Origin of the sequence: Devosia lacusdianchii (assembly GCF_022429625.1) — a bacterium.
In the GTDB taxonomy this organism is placed as follows: Bacteria; Pseudomonadota; Alphaproteobacteria; order Rhizobiales; family Devosiaceae; genus Devosia; species Devosia lacusdianchii.
Genome location: NZ_CP092483.1, coordinates 4,129,321 through 4,146,323 on the forward strand (window position 1 = coordinate 4,129,321; position 17,003 = coordinate 4,146,323).

General features: G+C 64.7%; 18 protein-coding genes. 8 read left to right on the forward strand and 10 right to left on the reverse strand.

Annotated elements, in window-relative coordinates; genetic code table 11:
- The first annotated feature begins 129 nt into the window (after positions 1-129).
- Complete coding sequence (locus MF606_RS20380; RefSeq protein ID WP_240231154.1) at positions 130-1,107, forward strand: aldo/keto reductase; 978 nt, start codon at positions 130-132, stop codon at positions 1,105-1,107.
- 58 nt (positions 1,108-1,165) lie between these two features.
- Here the strand turns inward: MF606_RS20380 and rpsP are convergent, their stop codons facing one another.
- From rpsP to MF606_RS20395, 3 genes are all read right to left on the reverse strand, one after another.
- Positions 1,166-1,567: a 30S ribosomal protein S16 gene (gene rpsP / locus MF606_RS20385; RefSeq protein WP_240231155.1), complete on the reverse strand. Its 402-nt coding sequence runs from the start codon at positions 1,565-1,567 to the stop codon at positions 1,166-1,168.
- Positions 1,568-1,597: 30 nt separating this feature from the next.
- The gene (ffh, locus tag MF606_RS20390) at positions 1,598-3,181 is read right to left on the reverse strand and encodes a signal recognition particle protein (RefSeq protein WP_240231156.1); all 1,584 of its coding nucleotides are present in this window, start codon (positions 3,179-3,181) and stop codon (positions 1,598-1,600) included.
- Positions 3,182-3,402: 221 nt separating this feature from the next.
- Complete coding sequence (locus tag MF606_RS20395; RefSeq protein WP_240231157.1) at positions 3,403-3,933, reverse strand: class I SAM-dependent methyltransferase; 531 nt, start codon at positions 3,931-3,933, stop codon at positions 3,403-3,405.
- A 79-nt stretch (positions 3,934-4,012) separates the two neighbouring features.
- On the opposite strand from MF606_RS20395, the gene MF606_RS20400 reads away from it, so the two are divergent.
- Positions 4,013-5,218: a GNAT family N-acetyltransferase gene (locus tag MF606_RS20400; RefSeq protein WP_240231158.1), complete on the forward strand. Its 1,206-nt coding sequence runs from the start codon at positions 4,013-4,015 to the stop codon at positions 5,216-5,218.
- 154 nt (positions 5,219-5,372) lie between these two features.
- Here the strand turns inward: MF606_RS20400 and MF606_RS20405 are convergent, their stop codons facing one another.
- Both MF606_RS20405 and MF606_RS20410 read right to left on the reverse strand, forming a co-directional pair.
- The gene (locus MF606_RS20405) at positions 5,373-6,326 is read right to left on the reverse strand and encodes a cupin-like domain-containing protein (RefSeq protein WP_240231159.1); all 954 of its coding nucleotides are present in this window, start codon (positions 6,324-6,326) and stop codon (positions 5,373-5,375) included.
- Complete coding sequence (locus MF606_RS20410; RefSeq protein ID WP_240231160.1) at positions 6,323-7,501, reverse strand: GNAT family N-acetyltransferase; 1,179 nt, start codon at positions 7,499-7,501, stop codon at positions 6,323-6,325. The genes MF606_RS20405 and MF606_RS20410 overlap by 4 nt, the downstream gene beginning before the upstream one ends.
- 219 nt (positions 7,502-7,720) lie before the next feature.
- Between MF606_RS20410 and dapF the strand changes: the two genes are divergently transcribed.
- The 4 genes from dapF to MF606_RS20430 all read left to right on the forward strand — a co-directional run bounded on the left by dapF (position 7,721) and on the right by MF606_RS20430 (position 11,977).
- Positions 7,721-8,572 (forward strand): diaminopimelate epimerase, encoded by an 852-nt coding sequence (dapF, locus tag MF606_RS20415; protein ID WP_240233902.1) that lies wholly within the window; start codon positions 7,721-7,723, stop codon positions 8,570-8,572.
- On the forward strand, positions 8,572-9,837 hold the full coding sequence (mtaB, locus tag MF606_RS20420; RefSeq protein WP_240231161.1) for a tRNA (N(6)-L-threonylcarbamoyladenosine(37)-C(2))-methylthiotransferase MtaB: 1,266 nt from the start codon (positions 8,572-8,574) through the stop codon (positions 9,835-9,837). Before dapF ends, mtaB begins: the two co-directional genes overlap by 1 nt.
- Positions 9,838-9,962: 125 nt before the next feature.
- On the forward strand, positions 9,963-11,207 hold the full coding sequence (gene ftsY / locus MF606_RS20425; RefSeq protein ID WP_240231162.1) for a signal recognition particle-docking protein FtsY: 1,245 nt from the start codon (positions 9,963-9,965) through the stop codon (positions 11,205-11,207).
- Between the two features lie 98 nt (positions 11,208-11,305).
- Positions 11,306-11,977 (forward strand): septation protein A, encoded by a 672-nt coding sequence (locus MF606_RS20430; RefSeq protein WP_240231163.1) that lies wholly within the window; start codon positions 11,306-11,308, stop codon positions 11,975-11,977.
- Positions 11,978-11,983: 6 nt separating this feature from the next.
- On the opposite strand, the gene MF606_RS20435 is transcribed toward MF606_RS20430, so the two are convergent.
- From MF606_RS20435 to tsaD, 5 genes are all read right to left on the reverse strand, one after another.
- Positions 11,984-12,385 (reverse strand): DUF1761 domain-containing protein, encoded by a 402-nt coding sequence (locus MF606_RS20435; protein ID WP_240231164.1) that lies wholly within the window; start codon positions 12,383-12,385, stop codon positions 11,984-11,986.
- A 70-nt stretch (positions 12,386-12,455) separates the two neighbouring features.
- Positions 12,456-12,890, reverse strand: a complete 435-nt coding sequence (locus MF606_RS20440; protein WP_240231165.1) for an EVE domain-containing protein — start codon at positions 12,888-12,890, stop codon at positions 12,456-12,458.
- A 1-nt stretch (position 12,891) separates the two neighbouring features.
- Positions 12,892-13,191 carry a YciI family protein gene (locus tag MF606_RS20445; protein WP_240231166.1) on the reverse strand — a complete coding sequence of 100 codons (300 nt, stop codon included), beginning with the start codon at positions 13,189-13,191 and terminating at the stop codon, positions 12,892-12,894.
- A 5-nt stretch (positions 13,192-13,196) separates the two neighbouring features.
- Entirely contained in the window at positions 13,197-14,183 is a 987-nt protein-coding gene (locus MF606_RS20450; protein WP_240231167.1) for an NAD(P)H-dependent glycerol-3-phosphate dehydrogenase, read from the reverse strand.
- Positions 14,173-15,228, reverse strand: coding sequence for a tRNA (adenosine(37)-N6)-threonylcarbamoyltransferase complex transferase subunit TsaD (gene tsaD, locus MF606_RS20455; protein WP_240233903.1), 1,056 nt, complete (start codon positions 15,226-15,228; stop codon positions 14,173-14,175). Before tsaD ends, MF606_RS20450 begins: the two co-directional genes overlap by 11 nt.
- Positions 15,229-15,307: 79 nt before the next feature.
- On the opposite strand from tsaD, the gene hemC reads away from it, so the two are divergent.
- The gene (hemC, locus tag MF606_RS20460) at positions 15,308-16,252 is read left to right on the forward strand and encodes a hydroxymethylbilane synthase (protein WP_240231168.1); all 945 of its coding nucleotides are present in this window, start codon (positions 15,308-15,310) and stop codon (positions 16,250-16,252) included.
- Positions 16,249-16,980 carry a uroporphyrinogen-III synthase gene (locus MF606_RS20465; protein ID WP_240231169.1) on the forward strand — a complete coding sequence of 244 codons (732 nt, stop codon included), beginning with the start codon at positions 16,249-16,251 and terminating at the stop codon, positions 16,978-16,980. The genes hemC and MF606_RS20465 overlap by 4 nt, the downstream gene beginning before the upstream one ends.
- Positions 16,981-17,003 lie beyond the last annotated feature (23 nt).

Consider the following 17,003-nt stretch of genomic DNA (forward strand, 5'->3'; position numbering starts at 1 on the left):
GCGCCGGAATGTCCCGGTGGAACCGCACCGCATTTTTCATATCCGCAAAGAGCCTTGCAATCAGCGATGTACCCCGGGGTGCAATCTCCGGGCTATGGTCTTGGTCTCATTCAACAATTGGACATGACCATGCACTACACGCGCTTGGGCCGCACTGGCCTCAAGGTGAGCAGGCTTTGCCTTGGCACACTTTCTTTCGGCCAACCCACCGCCGAACGGCCCTGGGCCCTCACCCCCGAGGACGCCCGGCCGATCATCCGCCGCGCCTGGGAGGCCGGTATCAATTTCTTCGACACCGCCAATGTCTATCTCGATGGCCTCTCGGAGGAGGTGACGGGCGCTCTGCTCAAGGAAATCGCCCCGCGCGAAGACTTCGTCCTCGCCACCAAGGTCCGCTTCAACAACCGGCGCACCGGGCCAAACGGTCCCGGCCTTTCGCGCAAGGCGATCCTGCACGAAATCGACGAAAGCCTGCGCCGCTTGGGCACGGATTATGTCGATCTCTACCAGATTCATCGCGCCGACCCCGAGACACCGGCCGAAGAAACCATGGAGGCCCTGCACGACCTCGTCCGGGCCGGCAAGGTCCGCTATGTCGGCGCCTCCTCAATGTATGCCTGGGAATTCCTCAAGTATCAGCGGGCTGCCGAGCGCAACGGCTGGACGCGTTTCGTCTCGATGCAGAACTACATCAGCCTGGTCTATCGCGAAGAAGAGCGGGAAATGCTGCCGCTCTGCGCCGATGACGGCATCGGCGTCATTCCGTGGTCGCCGCTGGCCGCCGGCAAGCTGACCCGGCCCTGGGGCGCGCAGACCGTGCGCAGTTCCGGCGACGTCTTCGCCAAGACCATGTATGACGAGAACGACAATAACGACCGGGCCATCGTCGCCGCCACCGAGCAGCTGGCGCAGCGACGCGGCGTCTCCATGGCGCAGATCGCGCTGGCCTGGCACTTCCACAAGCCGGTCATATCAGCGCCCATTCTCGGCGTGTCCCGGCTATCCAATCTCGAAGACGCACTCGGCGCGCTCGATGTCGCGCTTTCACCGGATGAAATTGCCGAGCTCGAAACGCCTTACCGCGTGTCCGGCGTGCGTGGCATCTGACCAACAAAAAACCCCGGCGCTCACGCACCGGGGTTTTTCATTGGCATGATGCCCGAGCTTACTCGGCAGCAGCTTCTTCAGCGGCCGGAGCTTCCTTGGGGGCGTTCTTGGCTTCTTCGATAGCGGCGGCCTTGGCGGCCTTTTCTTCAGCGCGCTGGGTCGCCTTTTCGCCTGGCTTGGCCTTGTTGGGGTTGTTGCGGGCATCACGCTTGGTGAGGCCGGCCGTGTCGAGGAAACGCAGCACGCGGTCGGTCGGCTGGGCGCCGACGTCGAGCCAGTGCTTGGCACGTTCGCTGTTCAGCACAACGCGCTGTTCGCTGTCCTTGGCCAGGAGCGGATTGAAGGTGCCCAGCTTCTCGATGAAGCGGCCATCGCGGGGCGAGCGGGCATCGGCAACGACGATATGGTAGAAGGGACGCTTCTTGGTGCCACCACGGGCGAGACGGAGCTTGAGGGCCATTTTGGTATCCTTGAGTTTATGTTGAAACGACTATTTCTTCTTGCCCAGGCCAGGAAGACCGGGGAAACGGGGAGCACCGCCGAGACCGGGCAGACCCGATCCGGCGGATTTGAACAGGGCGCCGACATCGGTCGGCAGCTTTTCCGAAAGTTGCGGCACCGGGGCTGATGGCAGGCCCTTGAGCTGGCTGGGGTCGATCCCCGCCTGCCGCGCCATCTGCTCGAGCTGCGCCGGGTCCATCTTGGACAAATCAGGCATGCCGCCGAGCATATTGCCCATCTTGCCGCCGAACATGCCGCCCAGCGCACCCATGCCACCCTTGCCGACCTTCTTCATCATGTCGGACATCTGGCGATGCTGCTTGGCCAGCTTGTTGATCTCAGAAACTTCGACGCCCGCGCCGGCGGCAATGCGCTTGCGGCGCGAAGCATTGAGCAGGTCGGGTTCGGCGCGCTCTTTCTTGGTCATCGAATTGATGATGGCGATCTGGCGATCGAACACCTTCTCATCGACATTGGAATTGGCCATGGCCTTCTTGAGCTGGCCGGCGCCGGGCATCAGGCCCATGAGGCCACCCATGCCGCCCATCTTCTTCATCTGGATGAGCTGGTTGCGCAGGTCGTCGAGGTCGAAGGAGCCCTTCTTGAGCTTCTTGGCCATCTTCTGCGCGTCTTCGGCCGAAACGTGCTCGGCGGCCTTTTCGACCAGCGAGACGATGTCGCCCATGCCCAGAATACGGTCGGCGATGCGCGAGGGATGGAAATCCTCGAGCGCATCCATCTTTTCGCCCATGCCGATCAGCTTGATCGGCTTGCCGGTCGCGGCCCGCATCGACAGGGCCGCACCGCCACGGCCATCGCCGTCGACGCGGGTCATGACGATGCCGGTCACATCCAGACGGCTATCGAACGACCGCGCGACATTGATCGCGTCCTGGCCGGTCAGCGCATCGACGACGAGCAGGATTTCGTGCGGCTTGGCGACGGCCTTGATTTCGGTCGTCTCGACCATCAGCTCTTCGTCGATATGCGTGCGACCCGCCGTATCGAGAATAAGCACGTCATAGCCACCCAGACGGCCCTCGCGCTCGGCGCGGCGGGCGATCTGCACCGGTGTTTCTGAGGTGACGATATCAAGCGTATCGACGCCCACCTGCTCGCCCAGCACCCGCAGCTGCTCCATGGCGGCCGGGCGGCGGGTATCGAGCGAGGCGAGGAGGACTTTCTTCTTGTTCCGGTCCTTGAGGCGCTTGGCGATCTTGGCCGTGGTCGTGGTCTTGCCCGAACCCTGCAGACCCACCATCAGCAGCGTGACCGGCGCCGGAGCATTGAGATCGATAGCCACGGCGCTGTCGCCGAGCACGGCGACCAGCTCGTCATGGACGATCTTGACCACCTGCTGGCCCGGCGTCACCGAACGGGTGACCTCGGCGCCAACGGCACGGTCCTTGACCTGCTCGACGAAAGCCTTGACCACTTCAAGCGAAACGTCGGCCTCGATCAGCGCGCGGCGAATTTCGCGCGTGGCATTGTCGACGTCGCTGGCGCTCAGCGCGCCGCGGCCGCGAATGCCATCAAAGATTTTGCCAAGCCGGTCGCTTAAGCTCTCAAACATTGTCCGTCCTTGTTCTCACCGGTTGATCCGGCAGAGATAGGATCCATCAGTCCAAACGCCAAACCCACCCGCGGGCGCAACGCGCTGGCGGATGGTGGCCTCCGGGATCGGTATAGGTCGCCCCGGTCGGCGGGTCAGGAACAAGGCCTGATGAATGGGCGCGGTGTAGGGGAAAGGGACGGCGGAGTCAAGAAAGGGCGGGAAAGCCCGCAGGTCCGCGCCTAGCGCAACGCCGCCCTGATCACCGTCACCTTGCCATGCGCCGGCACCAGAACGCCATCAAACCCCGCGGCCGACAACCGATCCAGCGACTTGCTGGCAAAGGCATGGCCCTTGCCGGTATCGGGGGGCGGATCGAAGGCCAGCACCACACGTCCGCCCGGCTTGAGCAGCGCCTTCAGCAGGCCCGGCCAGCGCGTGCCGAGCCGCAGGTTCATGTCGACATTGACGGCAAAGATCGCGTCGAAGCGCTCGTCACCGAAATCTGCGTCCTCAAGCGCCTCGGCCCGGGTCCGGAGCCGGCCCGCCGCCAGGGCCTCGGGCGCGCCCTGTGCCACCGCATCGATCATCTTCTGCGAGCGGTCGAGCGCGGTAATGGTGCCCGTGGTCAGCCGCTCCAGCACCAGCCGCACCGCCACCCCGTGCCCGGAACCGATTTCGAGCACGGACTCGCCGCCCGTAAGCGCGAGTGCGGCAAGAGCGGCAGTGTGTCGGGCGGCGATGGCCATGGGACTAAGCCTGACGGTAACCATCACCGGTTTCAACTAAGGAATTAGTGGGGATTGCCCGTTAATGTGCCTGCACGTGCACAAATCTTGAAATACGACGACAATGACCCATACCGCCGCGCTCCAGGTCGATCCCGCGACGCCGCCGCCCGCCGCAAGCGCGCGCGCCGATGCGCGTCTCGACGTGGTCGTGCATGCACGCCTGGTCGACGCCGAAGCCGCCTGGCGAGCTGTTGAGGCGACCGGCGTGCTGACGCCTTACCAGCGCTATGATTGGGTGGCAGCGCTGGTCGAGGCCGGCGCCGAGCCAAACGGGCGCGCGGCCATCGCCGTCGTCAATCGCGGTACCGTTCCGGTAGCCATCCTGCCACTGCTGATCGAACGTCAGTATGGCGCGGTGCGCGCCCGCATGCTGGGCGCCCACCAATCCAATAGCGACTGGATTCTCTCCGCGCCCGATTTCCAGCCATCGCCAGACGAACTGCGCGACATTTTCGAACACGTCGCCCACGCCGCCGGCGGCATTGACCTCATCCAGCTGCTGAGCCAGCCGGCAAGCTGGCAGGGTGTGACCAATCCGGTGCTGGCTTTGCCGCACGCTCCCGCGCCATCCAATCTCTACACCGCGAGCATCGGCGGCACGCCCGTGCCCTATATCGAGCATCGCTTCACCACCAAGCGACGCAGCAATATCAATCGCGGCCGCCGCCGGCTGCAGGAACAGTTCGGACCGGTCCGGTTGGTTCGCGTGACTGACGCCGCCACCCTGGCGCGGGTCCAGGCGGTATTCATTGAGCAGCGCGGCGCACGCTTCGATGAAATGGGCGTCGACAACATCTTTGCCCAGCCGCCCTTTCCGCAATTCTTCCGCGAACTGACGACCCAGGCCTTTGCCAGCGAACGCCCGGCGCTATGCGCACATGCACTTCTGGCGGGCGACGACATCGTCGCCACCAGCTGGGGCGCCATGGCCGGCGACCACTATTCGCAATATATCAACTCCACCTCATCGGGCCCGGCGGGGCGCTATAGCCTGATGGGCATTCTGGTCGCCGAGCTGATGGACGAGCTGACCCCGGCCGGCATAGCCACCTTCGACATGGGCCTGGGCGACTTCGACTACAAGATCGAGTGGACCGAACCGCAGCAAGTGTTCAACAGCGTCATCCCGCTCACCCTCAAGGGTCAGGTCGCCGCTGGCGTCACCCAGCAGGTCGCCGCCCTCAAGCGGCTCATCAAGCAGACGCCCGCCCTGTGGAACGCCGCCAAATGGGCGCGCGGGCACATCTTCAAGCTGCGTCAGCGCTAGGCCACAAAATCCATCCAAAACCACGGTGTCATCCCGGCGAGGCCGGGATCCAGGTCCGCATTTGTCCGCAGGCCCGGTGTGACCGAGAGCCACCGACTAAGCAAAAAACGGCCCGGTTTCCCGGGCCGCTTGTTCATTCCTGACTGTCGCAGTCCTACATGCCGACCTGCTTGGGCTTGGCCTTATCGCGATAATAGTAGTTGGCGTCCTTGCCCAGCACCAGCGAGCGGATGACCTTGCGTAGGCCCTCGCTCTTGCGCAGCGGCGCAGCCAGCAGCGCCATGGTCTGCACGGCGGCAACCTTGAGCCCATCGAAACCCGGGCTGACGCCAGGGGCCTTTTGCGGGAAGCCGCGATCGCGCAACATGGAATTGGCCACGTAGAGATCGTTGCGGCGCTTCACCTCGGGGGTCTTCCAGGTGATGGCCAGCGAGATGGAATAGGTGCCCTTGGTCTTGACCCAGTGCGGCCAGATATAGGGCACGAACACGCCTTCGCCGGGCTTCAGCTCATTGACCGTACCCTTGGTCGCATAGGCGTCGTCGAACTTGAGGTTGCGATGCTTGGTGATCGCATGTTCGATCTGGTCTTCGGTGGCGATGGAGCGGTCGGTATTGTCATAGATGGCGAACTGCTTGTCGCCGTGGATCTGCACGAAGAAGTTGTCTTCGCTGTCGAGATGGAACGGCGTGGTCGAGTTCGGCGACGACACGAACATGAAGCCCTGGATGTCGGTGAACTTGGCATCCTTGGCATTCTTGAAACCCTGGGCGATCGCCACCGAGGCCAGCGCCTCTTCGAGCAAGGCTTTATAGACCGGGTGATGCTCGACGCGCTTCAGCACCATCCAGGCGCCGGCGGTTTCGATCTGCTTGATGACGTCTTCCGGATCGAGATCGACCAGCGGGGTCGAGGACGGGTCCTGGCTGACGGCGGCCTTACCCGAATTGTATTCGATGCGGTCGCGCGGCAGTGCCTTGACCAGCTCCAGGATAGCCGGAAGCGTCAGGCGGGCATCGCCGGCCAGGCCGTGCTGGATGCGGAACGGCTTGTTCGGAAACAGTGCCTTGAAGGCCTGGTCGTCGGCGGTCAGCAATGGGGTGGTCATTTCTGGTTCTCCTTGACTGTCTTGCGGCGAGCCAACAGCGCCTTGAGCTGCCGGCGCGTGCCGCGTCGGGCGGCCATGAGCGCCACGATGGCGGCCGCGATGGGATCGTTGGGGCGGGTAGGGATGAGCAGGTCGCCGACGCTGAGCCGTTCGCGCCAGACATGGTCGATCATGGGGTGGCCGGCATCGGCGGTGGAATCGACCAGTGCGATGCTGGGATCGGCGGCGAACAGCCGGGTCAGCTCCAGCGTGAGCTGCACCCCGGGCGAATAGCGCGACAGCGTCTCGTCATAGGCAATCTTGAAGAAGAAGCCGCGGTCGCCCTGCCGCATGACGATGCCCGAAGCGATCAGCCTGTCATCGACGGTGAGTTCGGCAATCTCGAACATGCCCTGTTCGGCAGCGCCGCGCACGAAGGCTGCGTCGGCCTCGCGCTGGCCGAGCCCGGTGCCGCCGGCCCCCTTCCAGCCCAGCGCCTCGAGCACGAGGAAGCGCTCGAGTGCGGCCGCGACGGCGACTGGTTCGGTATGGACCGTGAAGGCGACGCTGCCCTCGTCATCGAGGCGATGACGCAGGCGGCGCAATTCCTTGAGTTTCTTGGAGCCCAGGCCGCCACGCAGATAGGCCTCGGCATCCTGGCTGGCATCGAGCGCCGCGCGCTCATGCCGATTGTGTATGACGGGGGCAATACCGCGCTTCCGCATCGCCGCCTGCAGCGCCTCGAAGCCTGGACCGTCGAGCGTCATGGCCGGCAGGGAGAGGAGCCTCGCGCCAGAAGCGGCCGCGGCGTCGATCAGTGCGCCGGCCGCCGCCTCGGCGTGATCGTGGCAAAGCAGCGGCACGGTGAGCGGACTATAGGGCTGCTGGGCCACCAGCGCCGGCACCGGCAGGCGCAGCGCCGACCAGGCCGAAACCACCGGCAGAAGCCCGATCAACGGCCGACCGGCCGCGCCGGCATGCGCCACCAGCACGCGGGGGCGGGAACCAGGTCTGGATCCGAAGGCCGGCATGGCATAGCCAGCGGCAAAAAACGCATTGGGTTCGATGGCTGTCTGGGCCAGGCCATCCCAGGCGGAACGCGAAATCTGCGCGAGCGGCATGATCGTGGGCACACCCGGCGCCATCGGGGCCAGGGCTGGCAATTCGCCCGCACTTTCCATAGTCGTTCCGCTCACGTCATGCATTCCCAAACACTTCGCGGCGATCATAGCCGGGAACGATCGGCGGGTGGGCAACTGCCTCCCAGCCTGGTTAAAACGCGATGAGCGCACGAGATCGCAGTGTCCCGCTCATGGCTGGGCCGCTCTGGCAATTTTCGGCCGCTTCCTCCATATAGAGGGCCTCCTATCCAATTTCGGGCGAGGCAGACTGTGAGCGGCGTGCCGTTTCTCAAGATGAACGGGCTGGGCAACCAGATCATCGTGGCCGATATGCGCGGCCGCGCCGATCGGGTCACGCCATCGGCCGCCATCGCCATCAATGCCACCCCGGGCACCAAGTTCGACCAGATCATGGCCATCCATGACGCGCGGACCCCGGGCACTGCCAACTACATCGAGATCATCAATTCCGACGGCACCCGCGCCCAGGCCTGCGGCAATGGCATGCGCTGCGTCACCCAGTTTCTCGGTTCGGAAGGCGATCAGAAGTCGTTCACCTTTGAGACCATGGCGGGGATTCTGACCGGCGAAGAGCTGGCCGATGGCCTGTTCAAGGTCGATATGGGCACACCCAAATTCGCCTGGTACGACATCCCGCTCGCCGAGGAGTTCGCCGATACCCGCCAGATCGAGCTGCAGATCGGGCCGATCGACGCCCCCGTCCTGCACTCGCCATCGGTCGCCTCCATGGGCAATCCGCATGCCACCTTCTGGGTCAACCAGGATGTGTGGAGCTACGCCCTCGACCGCTTTGGACCGCTGCTGGAGAACCATCCGATTTTCCCCGAACGGGCAAATATCTCGCTGGCCCAGGTGCTTGCGCCGGACAAGATAATCCTGCGCACGTGGGAGCGTGGCGCCGGTCTCACCGAAGCCTGCGGCACCGCCGCCTGCGCCGCCGTGGTCAACGGCGCCCGCACCCGCCGCACCGCCCGGGCCGCGACCGTTACCCTGCCCGGTGGCGATCTCTTCATCGAGTGGCGTGATGACGACCATGTCGTGCTCACCGGCCCCTCCGAGCTCGAATGGACCGGCACACTCGACCCCGCCTCCGGCCTCTGGGCCCGCAACGAGGTCGCGGCCTGATGGCTGTCGAGACCCTGACATTCGGCTGCCGGCTCAACGCCTATGAAGCCGAGGTGATGAAGGTTGAGGCCCTCAAGGCCGGGCTCGACAACGCCATCATCGTCAACACCTGCGCCGTGACATCAGAGGCCGTGCGCCAGGCCAAGCAGGCGGTGCGCAAAGCGCGGCGCGATAATCCGGAAGCCCGCATCATCGTCACCGGCTGTGCCGCCCAGACCGAGGCGCGCAGTTTTGGCGACATGCCCGAAGTCGATCTCGTCATCGGCAATGCCGATAAGCTCAAGGCCGAGAGCTACAACCCTGTCGTGTTCGGCACGCCGCTCAACGATAAGGTGCAAGTCAACGACATCATGAGCGTGCGGGAAACCGCCGGGCACCTGATCGAAGGCATGGACGGGCGCGCTCGCGCCTTCGTGCAGGTGCAGAACGGCTGCGACCACCGCTGCACTTTCTGCATCATCCCCTTCGGCCGTGGCCCCTCACGCTCGGTGCCGATGGGCCTGGTGGTCGAGCAGGTTAAGAAGCTCGTTGCCAATGGCTACCGCGAAGTGGTGCTGACCGGCGTCGACATCACCTCCTACGGCCCCGACCTCCCCGGCACCCCGACTTTGGGCAAACTGACCCAGGCCATCCTGCGCCACGTGCCCGACCTGCCCCGGCTGCGTATTTCCTCGATCGACTCGATCGAAGCCGACGAAGCGCTCTACGATGCGGTGGCGACCGATCGCCGGCTGATGCCGCACCTGCATCTCAGCCTGCAATCGGGCGACGACATGGTCCTCAAGCGCATGAAGCGTCGTCACAGCCGCGACGATGCGCTGGGCATCGTCGCCAAGCTGCGCGCCCTGCGCCCCGACATGGTGTTCGGCGCTGATATCATCGCCGGCTTCCCCACCGAAACCGACGCCATGTTCGAGAACACGCTGCGGATCGTCACCGAAGCCGACCTCACCTACCTCCACATCTTCCCCTATTCGCCGCGCCAGGGCACGCCCGCCGCGCGCATGCCGCAGGTCGACAAGCAGACGGCCAGAAATCGCGCAGCAATCCTGCGGCATGCTGGCAGCATGCAGCTGGAAAAGCTGCTGGCCAGCCGGGTCGGCCATATCGAAAACGTCCTGATCGAGCATGACGGCATCGGCCGCACCGAACAGTTCCTGCCTGTCGCCGTGCCCGGCGCGCAACCTAGCGAATTGCTGGCAGTTCGCATCAATGGTGTCACCGCCGACGGCCTCGTGGGCGAAGCGTTGCGTGAAGCGGCTTGAGCGGGCCACGCCCTCGTGTTTCGACAGGCTCACCATGACGGCTATTCTTATAGCGAGCCACCCGGTAGACCTCATCCTGAGCTTGTCGAAGGACGAGGTCGTGGCATGGACCTGAAGGCAAATAAATGACCGACAAGAAGCCGGGTTTCTTCAAGCGCCTGTTTGGTGGCGACACGCCGGTGGTGCAGCCGCCGGCGCCGCCCGAGGCCGTGCCGGAACAGCCTGCTCCACCGCCACAGCCGGTCGAGCCGACCCCGGTTCCACCCGTGCCAGCGCCGCAGCCGGAACCCGAGGACGTGCCCCTGCCCGGCCCGCCTGAAACCACGCCGGACTATGTCGAGGAGATCGAGGAGCAGGCCGCTCTCGCCGACGTCGCGCCAAAACCAGAGCCCGAAATCGTCGTTCTGCCGATCGATCCGCCGGCCGTGGTCGAAGTCGTTGCCGAGCCCCCGCGCCAGGGCTGGTTCACCCGCCTCGCCTCCGGCCTCAAGCGCTCGTCGGACCAGCTCACCGGCTCGATCACTTCGGTGTTCACCAAGCGCAAGCTCGACAACGCCACGTTGGACGAGCTCGAGGACGTATTGATCCAGGCCGATCTCGGCATCGAGACGGCCACGGCAATTACCGAGACACTGCGTCGCGATCGCTTCGATCGCGACGTCTCAGGCGACGATGTCCGCGCCGTGCTGGCCGCCGAGGTCGAAAAGGTGCTTGGCCCCGTGGCGCGACCGCTGGTGATCGATGGCGCGCACAAACCCTTCGTCATCCTTATGATCGGCGTCAACGGCTCGGGCAAGACCACCACCATCGGCAAGCTGGCGCAGAAGCTGGCAACCGAGGGCAAGTCGGTCATGCTGGCGGCCGGCGACACTTTCCGTGCTGCGGCGATCGAACAGCTCCAGATCTGGGGCCAGCGCACCAATGCGCCTGTCATCTCGCGCCCGGCCGGCGCTGATGCGTCTGGCCTCGCCTTCGATGCTGTGACCCAGGCAACGGCGGAAGCTCGCGATGTGTTGATCATCGATACCGCCGGCCGCCTGCAGAACCGCGACGAGCTGATGAACGAACTCGAGAAAGTCATCCGTGTCATCAAGAAGGTCGACCCTTCAGCGCCACATGCGACGCTGCTGACGCTCGACGCCACCACGGGGCAGAACGCGCTCAAGCAAGTGGAAATCTTCGGCCAGCGCGCAGGCGTCACCGGGCTGGTCATGACCAAGCTCGACGGCACGGCGCGTGGCGGCATCCTTGTCGCCATCGCCAAAAAATTCGGCCTGCCTGTGCATTTCATCGGCGTCGGCGAAAGCGTGGGCGATCTCGAACCCTTCACCGCCAGCGATTTCGCCAGGGCTATCGCCGGTCAGGACTAGCTCAGCCGCAATCTCACCACGCTTGCGGCCTATCCCGGCCTTGCAAGCGGGGGCGCTAGCGCTCACATTGCGCCAATACTGCTTTGAGACCGATTGCCATGACCGAGAAAGCCGCCGAACCCGAGATCAATTGGGACGAGCTGCGCCCCCAGCTCATCAAGATGGGCCTGGAGGTCGCGCCGCTGATCGTTTTCTTCATCGCCAATTTCCGTGGCGAGGCGATCCTGGCGGCCAGCCCGATGTTGAACGAATGGTTCAGCGGCAAACCGCTGATTTTCGCGACGGCCGTGTTCATGCCGGTGCTGGCGCTTTCATTGGCGATCAGCTGGTTCATCTTCCGCCGCGTCGCCATCATGCCGATCGTCACCCTAATCGGCGCGCTGATCTTTGGCGGGCTCTCCATCGCCTATGGCGACGAGACGCTGTTCATGGTCAAGCCCACCATCGTCAACACGCTGTTTGGCGTGACCCTGCTGGGTGGTCTGCTGTTTCGGCAGTCGCTGCTCAAATATGTCTTCGGCGATGTCTACAAGCTGCGCGAAGAGGGCTGGAGCAAGCTGACGCTGAACTGGGGCGTGTTCTTCCTCGTCCTGGCCGTGATCAACGAAGTGCTATGGCGGAATTTTTCGTCCGATATCTGGGTCAACTTCAAGGTCTGGGGCGTGATGCCCCTGACCGTGCTCTTCTCGATCAGCCAGGTATCGCTGCTCAACAAATATGCGGCGACCGGCGAACCCAAACACGTGCCGCCGATCGTCGTGGAAAGCTAGGCTAGCCTAGCCGAACAGCCCGATGACGACGCCGTCGATCAGCAGCACCCCGAGCAGGTAGCCGCCATCGATCACGGTTCGTGACCATGGCGCGCCTTCATAGCGGTGATTGATGATCATCGCCGTGATGACGAAGCCCAGCCACATATGCGCGCCGACCAGTAGGCCATTGCCGACCGTGTTGGCGCCCAACAGGGCCGGCGTCAGCAGGGCGATGAAATAGGCCATGACGAAGAGCAGCACAGCCGACCAGATGAACGGCGTATAGTCGCTGCTCATGGTCTCCTTAGTCTTGCCAATGGCGGCAAGCCATTGCTTGGACAGGATCATGTACCAGGCGGCACCAAAGGCGAAGCTGGCAACGGTTGCCAGCACGACGGCCAGCCAGTTGACGGCAAAGTGCGACATTCTCAAATCTCCCCCATGCGCGGATGCGCCGGGAGAGATTAGCGCTGCTCGGCCTGCGCCGGAAGCTGGATCAGAGCCCACCCATCTTGCAGATCAGGTTCCATTCGTCTTCGCTGACCTTGGAGACCGACAGGCGCGAATACTTGACCAGCTCCAGCTCGGCCAGTTCGGGCGTCGCCTTGACCGTTGCCAGCGTCACCGGCTTGGGCAGGGGCTTGACCGCTTCGACATCGACGCACTGCCAAACGATCTTGCCGTTATCGTTGGGCTCGGCGGTGGAATCAGGATGGGCCAGGGCGATCACCTTGATGATGCCCACGATCTCCTTGCCGATATTGGAGTGGTAGAAAAAGGCCAGATCGCCAAGCTGCATAGCCATCATATTGTTGCGCGCCGTGTAATTGCGCACGCCATGCCACTGCTCGGGCTCGCCCCGTTTGGTCTTGGCCACCATGTCGTCGAACGAGAAGACATCGGGCTCCGATTTCATCAGCCAATAGGCCATTTTACTGCCCCCGCTTTTCCGGATTGTTGATACCCCAGTTCCACCGCTTGACCTCGTAGGAGGCAAAGACCTTCTCCTTGACGAAAGGATCGGCCGCCGCCATGGCCTGGGCATCGGCGAGGCTGGCTGCCTCGATCACGACAAGTGAACCGGTTGGCTTTTCGTCGTCGCCCAGGAAGGGACCGGCGAAAACGAGCTTGTCGCCCAGCGTCTTGAGATGGTCGAGATGGGCCGGACGCACGGCCATGCGGTGCTCCACCCCATTGGGCTGGTCCTGGGCGATGACGGCGTAAAGCGGCATGGGGTCTAGTCCTCCCGTTTGAGCGGGCGAGACATCAGTCCCGCCACGACTGTGGCAATATCGGCTTTGCGGCTGAGAACGGCCTGCACTGCCGCGATGAGGGGCGCCTCGACGTGGAGGCTCCTGGCCAGCGCGTCGGCCACCGGCGTCGTGGCGACGCCCTCGGCCAGCTTGGCGCCGGAAGCCAGGATGGCCTCGACCGTTTCGCCACGCCCGAGCGCCATGCCGAACTGATAATTGCGCGACTGCACCGAAGTGCAGGTCAGCGTCAGGTCGCCTAGCCCGGCAAGGCCCGTAAGCGTTGTCGCCGAACCACCCATGGCCGAAACCATGCGCGCCATTTCGGCATAGGCGCGCGCGATCAGCGCCGAGCGCGCCGAGGCACCGAGCTCTGCGCCCTCCACCGCGCCGCAAGCCAGCGCATAGACATTCTTGAGCGCGCCGGCGACCTCAACGCCGATCCGGTCATCGGCGGCATAGGGCCGGAAGCTGGGGCCGGCAAGCGCAGCAGCCAGCGCCGAGGTCGCCTCGGCGTCGTCGCCGGCGAGCGTCACGGCCGTCGGCCTTCCAGCTGCGACATCGGCGGCAAAGCTGGGGCCGGAAAGCACGAACGGCACGGCATCGGGCGCCATGTCCGCAAGAATCTCGCTCTGCCGGTCAAGCGTGCCGGTCTCGAGCCCCTTGGCCGAGAGGATCACCGGCCGGCCGGCCAGCAGGGCCGGATCGATATCGCCGAGCGCAGCGCGGCTCGACTGCGCGGGCACAGCGAGGATGATGAAATCAGCGCCACTCGCGGCGGTGCTTGCCCGGATCGATGCATGCAGGGCCTGATCGCCGAGATAGCGGCCATTGGTGTGGCGGGCATTGATCTCGTCCACTTGCGCCGCATCGCGCGCCACCAGCGATACACTACGGCCCGCCATGGCCGCAGCTTGGGCGAGAGCCGTTCCCCAGGCCCCGCCGCCAATGACGCTGACGGTTTCAAGCGGCATCGGGTGCAATCTTCATGTCCTCAAGGTCGAGCGGCCAGCGCGGCCGGGCGGTGAAGTCGAGCTTATCAGTGGCACCCAGCGCAAACCGCTCGGCCCCAGCCCAGGCGACCATGGCGCCATTATCGGTGCAGAGCGCGATCGGCGGCACGACCAGCGTGGCACTGGCTTTGATGCACACCGCTTCCAATGCTGTCGCTATGGTCCGGTTGGCGGCCACACCGCCCGCCACCACCAGTTGCGGCACAATGCCGGGCAATTCGTCCGCGAACCGCACCAGCGCCTGCCCGGCGCGCACCGCGACGATCTCGGCCACCGCAGCCTGAAAGCTGGCTGATATATCGGCCACATCCTGGTCGCTGAGCGGTGCCAGCGCTTCGGCTTGTAGCCGCACCGCGGTCTTGAGCCCGGAAAAGGAAAAATCGAGCCGCGCTTCGCGCAACAGCGGGCGCGGAAATTTGAACCGCTTGGGGTCACCCGACATGGCGATCCGTTCCACCGCCGGGCCGCCCGGATGACCGAGGCTCAGCAGCTTGGCGACCTTGTCGAAGGCCTCGCCCAAGGCGTCGTCGATCGTCGTGCCCCACCGCTCATAATCGCCGACCCCGCGGACCAGCACGAACTGGCTGTGCCCGCCCGAGACCAGCAGCATCAGATACGGAAACGCGACCCCATTGGTAAGACGCGCCGTCAGGGCATGGGCTTCGAGGTGGTTGACCGCGATCAACGGCTTGTCCAGCGCCGCCGACAGCGCTTTGGCCGTGGTGAGCCCCACCAGCACGCCCCCGATCAGCCCCGGTCCCGCCGTCGCTGCAATGGCGTCGACCTCGTCGAGCGTTACCCCCGCCTCGCGACAGGCTTGCGCGATGATATGATCAAGATAGGTAACATGGGCCCGCGCGGCCAGTTCGGGCACTACGCCGCCGAATGCCGCATGTTCATCGAGCTGGCTTCGCACCACATTGGAACGAATCGAGGATTTGCCGGATTGATCGCGCACGACGATGGCGGCCGCGGTTTCGTCGCAGCTGGTCTCTATGCCAAGGATAGTGGCTTGCGCTTGCCCGGTCACGACGAACTGGTTACTCCCTCAGGGGTGGCTCTGCCTACTATAGGACGTTTACAGATTGCAATCGCCAGCCCCTTTCGCCCGGATCGGAACACGCGGTAGCCCGCTGGCGCTGACGCAGGCAAGACTGGTGCGCGGCCTCCTGGCCCAGGCGCATGGCGTGGCAGAGGATGATATCGCCATCTCGGTCATCGCCACCGGCGGCGACCGCAGTCAGGCCAGCAATGCCAGCCTCACCGAAATCGGCGGCAAGGGCCTGTTCACCAAGGAAATCGACGAGGCCATGCTGGCCGGCGAGGTCGATATCGGCGTCCATTCCAGCAAGGACGTGGCCACCCGCATGCCCGACGGCCTGCGCCTCGCCGCTTTCCTCGAACGCGAGGATGTGCGCGACGCGTTCATGTCGGTGAAGGTACAGAGTATCGACCATCTGGCCGAGCGCGCCAAATTCGGCACCTCCTCCATCCGCCGCGCCGCGCAGGTTCTGCGCCAGCGCCCTGATTTGGTGATCGTGCCCTTCCGCGGCAATGTCGGCACGCGCCTGCAAAAGCTGCTCGACGGCGTCGCCGACGCGACCATGTTGGCCATTGCCGGGCTCAATCGCCTGGGCGAGGGCCATCGCGCCACCGCCCTGCTCGATCCCGAAATCTTCATGCCGGCGCCGGCCCAGGGCGCCATCGGCATCGCCGTGCGCTCCGACGATGCGCGGGCGTCTGATTTGGTCGCTGCGCTCGACCATGCCCCGACCCACACCGCCATCACCGCCGAACGCGCCATGCTGGCCGTGCTCGATGGTTCCTGCCGCACCCCGGTCGGGGCCCTGAGCCGCCTCGAAAACGGCATGCTGACCCTGCGCGGCCAGATCCTGAGCCTCGACGGCAAAACCGCCTTCGACAGCATGGCCAGCGGCAGCGACGCCGAAGCGCTGGGCAAGAAGGTGGGCGATGACCTAATCGCCCAGGCCGGTACCGAATGGCTGGCGCAATGGGCGGCCAATTCATGACCCGCATGCTGGTGACACGTCCCGAGCCGGACGGCCAATCGACCTTGGCGCGGCTGCGCGCGCTCGACATCACCGCCGATGCGGTGCCGCTGATGACGCGCGAGACGCTGCAGGCCAGCCTGCCGCCCCCTGACGGCTTTACCGCCATGGTGGTGACCAGTGCCAACGCCATCCGCTCGCTGGCCGATCGCGGCGCGACCGCGCAGTATCTGCATCTGCCGGTTTTTGCCGTCGGTGACCGCACCGCCCGCGAAGCGAAAGAGGCCGGGTTCATCCGCGTCAGCAGCGCCGCTGGCGCCTTGCAGGACCTGGTCAATGCCATGGCGATATCGCGCATGCGCGGGCCGGTCTTCTACCCAGCCGGGCGCCATCAGAGCGCAGATCTCGCCAAGGCGCTGGCGCCGCTTGGCATTATGGTCGCGACAGCCAAGATCTACGACATGGTCGCCATCGACGCTCTGCCGGAGCCAATATTAGCCAATCTGGCAAATGGCGGCACCACCGCCGTGCTGGCCTATTCCCGCCGTACGGCCGAAATCTTTGCGCGCCTCGCGGCCGGGCTCGACACGGCCCAGCGCCGCCGCATCGCCATGCTGTGCCTCTCCGAAGCAGTGGCCGAACCGCTGCTGGAGGCCCATTTCAATCGCATCAGCCTGGCCGACCGCCCTGACGAAGAGGCTATGATGGCGCTCGCTTTGGCTTTTGCGCGCGAGCAAACTGGGTCATGATCGGCCCCCAATAAGAGGAACCC

Excerpts from the sequence above, each read along its gene's own strand:
- ftsY (WP_240231162.1), top strand. The coding sequence starts at position 9,963 with ATGACCGACAAGAAGCCGGGTTTCTTCAAGCGCCTGTTTGGTGGCGAC.
- MF606_RS20405 (WP_240231159.1), bottom strand. The coding sequence starts at position 6,326 with ATGACCACCCCATTGCTGACCGCCGACGACCAGGCCTTCAAGGCACTG.
- MF606_RS20450 (WP_240231167.1), bottom strand. The coding sequence starts at position 14,183 with ATGCCGCTTGAAACCGTCAGCGTCATTGGCGGCGGGGCCTGGGGAACG.
- MF606_RS20400 (WP_240231158.1), top strand. The coding sequence starts at position 4,013 with ATGACCCATACCGCCGCGCTCCAGGTCGATCCCGCGACGCCGCCGCCC.
- mtaB (WP_240231161.1), top strand. The coding sequence starts at position 8,572 with ATGGCTGTCGAGACCCTGACATTCGGCTGCCGGCTCAACGCCTATGAA.
- ffh (WP_240231156.1), bottom strand. The coding sequence starts at position 3,181 with ATGTTTGAGAGCTTAAGCGACCGGCTTGGCAAAATCTTTGATGGCATT.
- MF606_RS20445 (WP_240231166.1), bottom strand. The coding sequence starts at position 13,191 with ATGCCGCTTTACGCCGTCATCGCCCAGGACCAGCCCAATGGGGTGGAG.
- MF606_RS20380 (WP_240231154.1), top strand. The coding sequence starts at position 130 with ATGCACTACACGCGCTTGGGCCGCACTGGCCTCAAGGTGAGCAGGCTT.
- MF606_RS20395 (WP_240231157.1), bottom strand. The coding sequence starts at position 3,933 with ATGGTTACCGTCAGGCTTAGTCCCATGGCCATCGCCGCCCGACACACT.
- MF606_RS20465 (WP_240231169.1), top strand. The coding sequence starts at position 16,249 with ATGACCCGCATGCTGGTGACACGTCCCGAGCCGGACGGCCAATCGACC.
- rpsP (WP_240231155.1), bottom strand. The coding sequence starts at position 1,567 with ATGGCCCTCAAGCTCCGTCTCGCCCGTGGTGGCACCAAGAAGCGTCCC.
- MF606_RS20435 (WP_240231164.1), bottom strand. The coding sequence starts at position 12,385 with ATGTCGCACTTTGCCGTCAACTGGCTGGCCGTCGTGCTGGCAACCGTT.
- MF606_RS20440 (WP_240231165.1), bottom strand. The coding sequence starts at position 12,890 with ATGGCCTATTGGCTGATGAAATCGGAGCCCGATGTCTTCTCGTTCGAC.
- MF606_RS20430 (WP_240231163.1), top strand. The coding sequence starts at position 11,306 with ATGACCGAGAAAGCCGCCGAACCCGAGATCAATTGGGACGAGCTGCGC.
- dapF (WP_240233902.1), top strand. The coding sequence starts at position 7,721 with ATGAACGGGCTGGGCAACCAGATCATCGTGGCCGATATGCGCGGCCGC.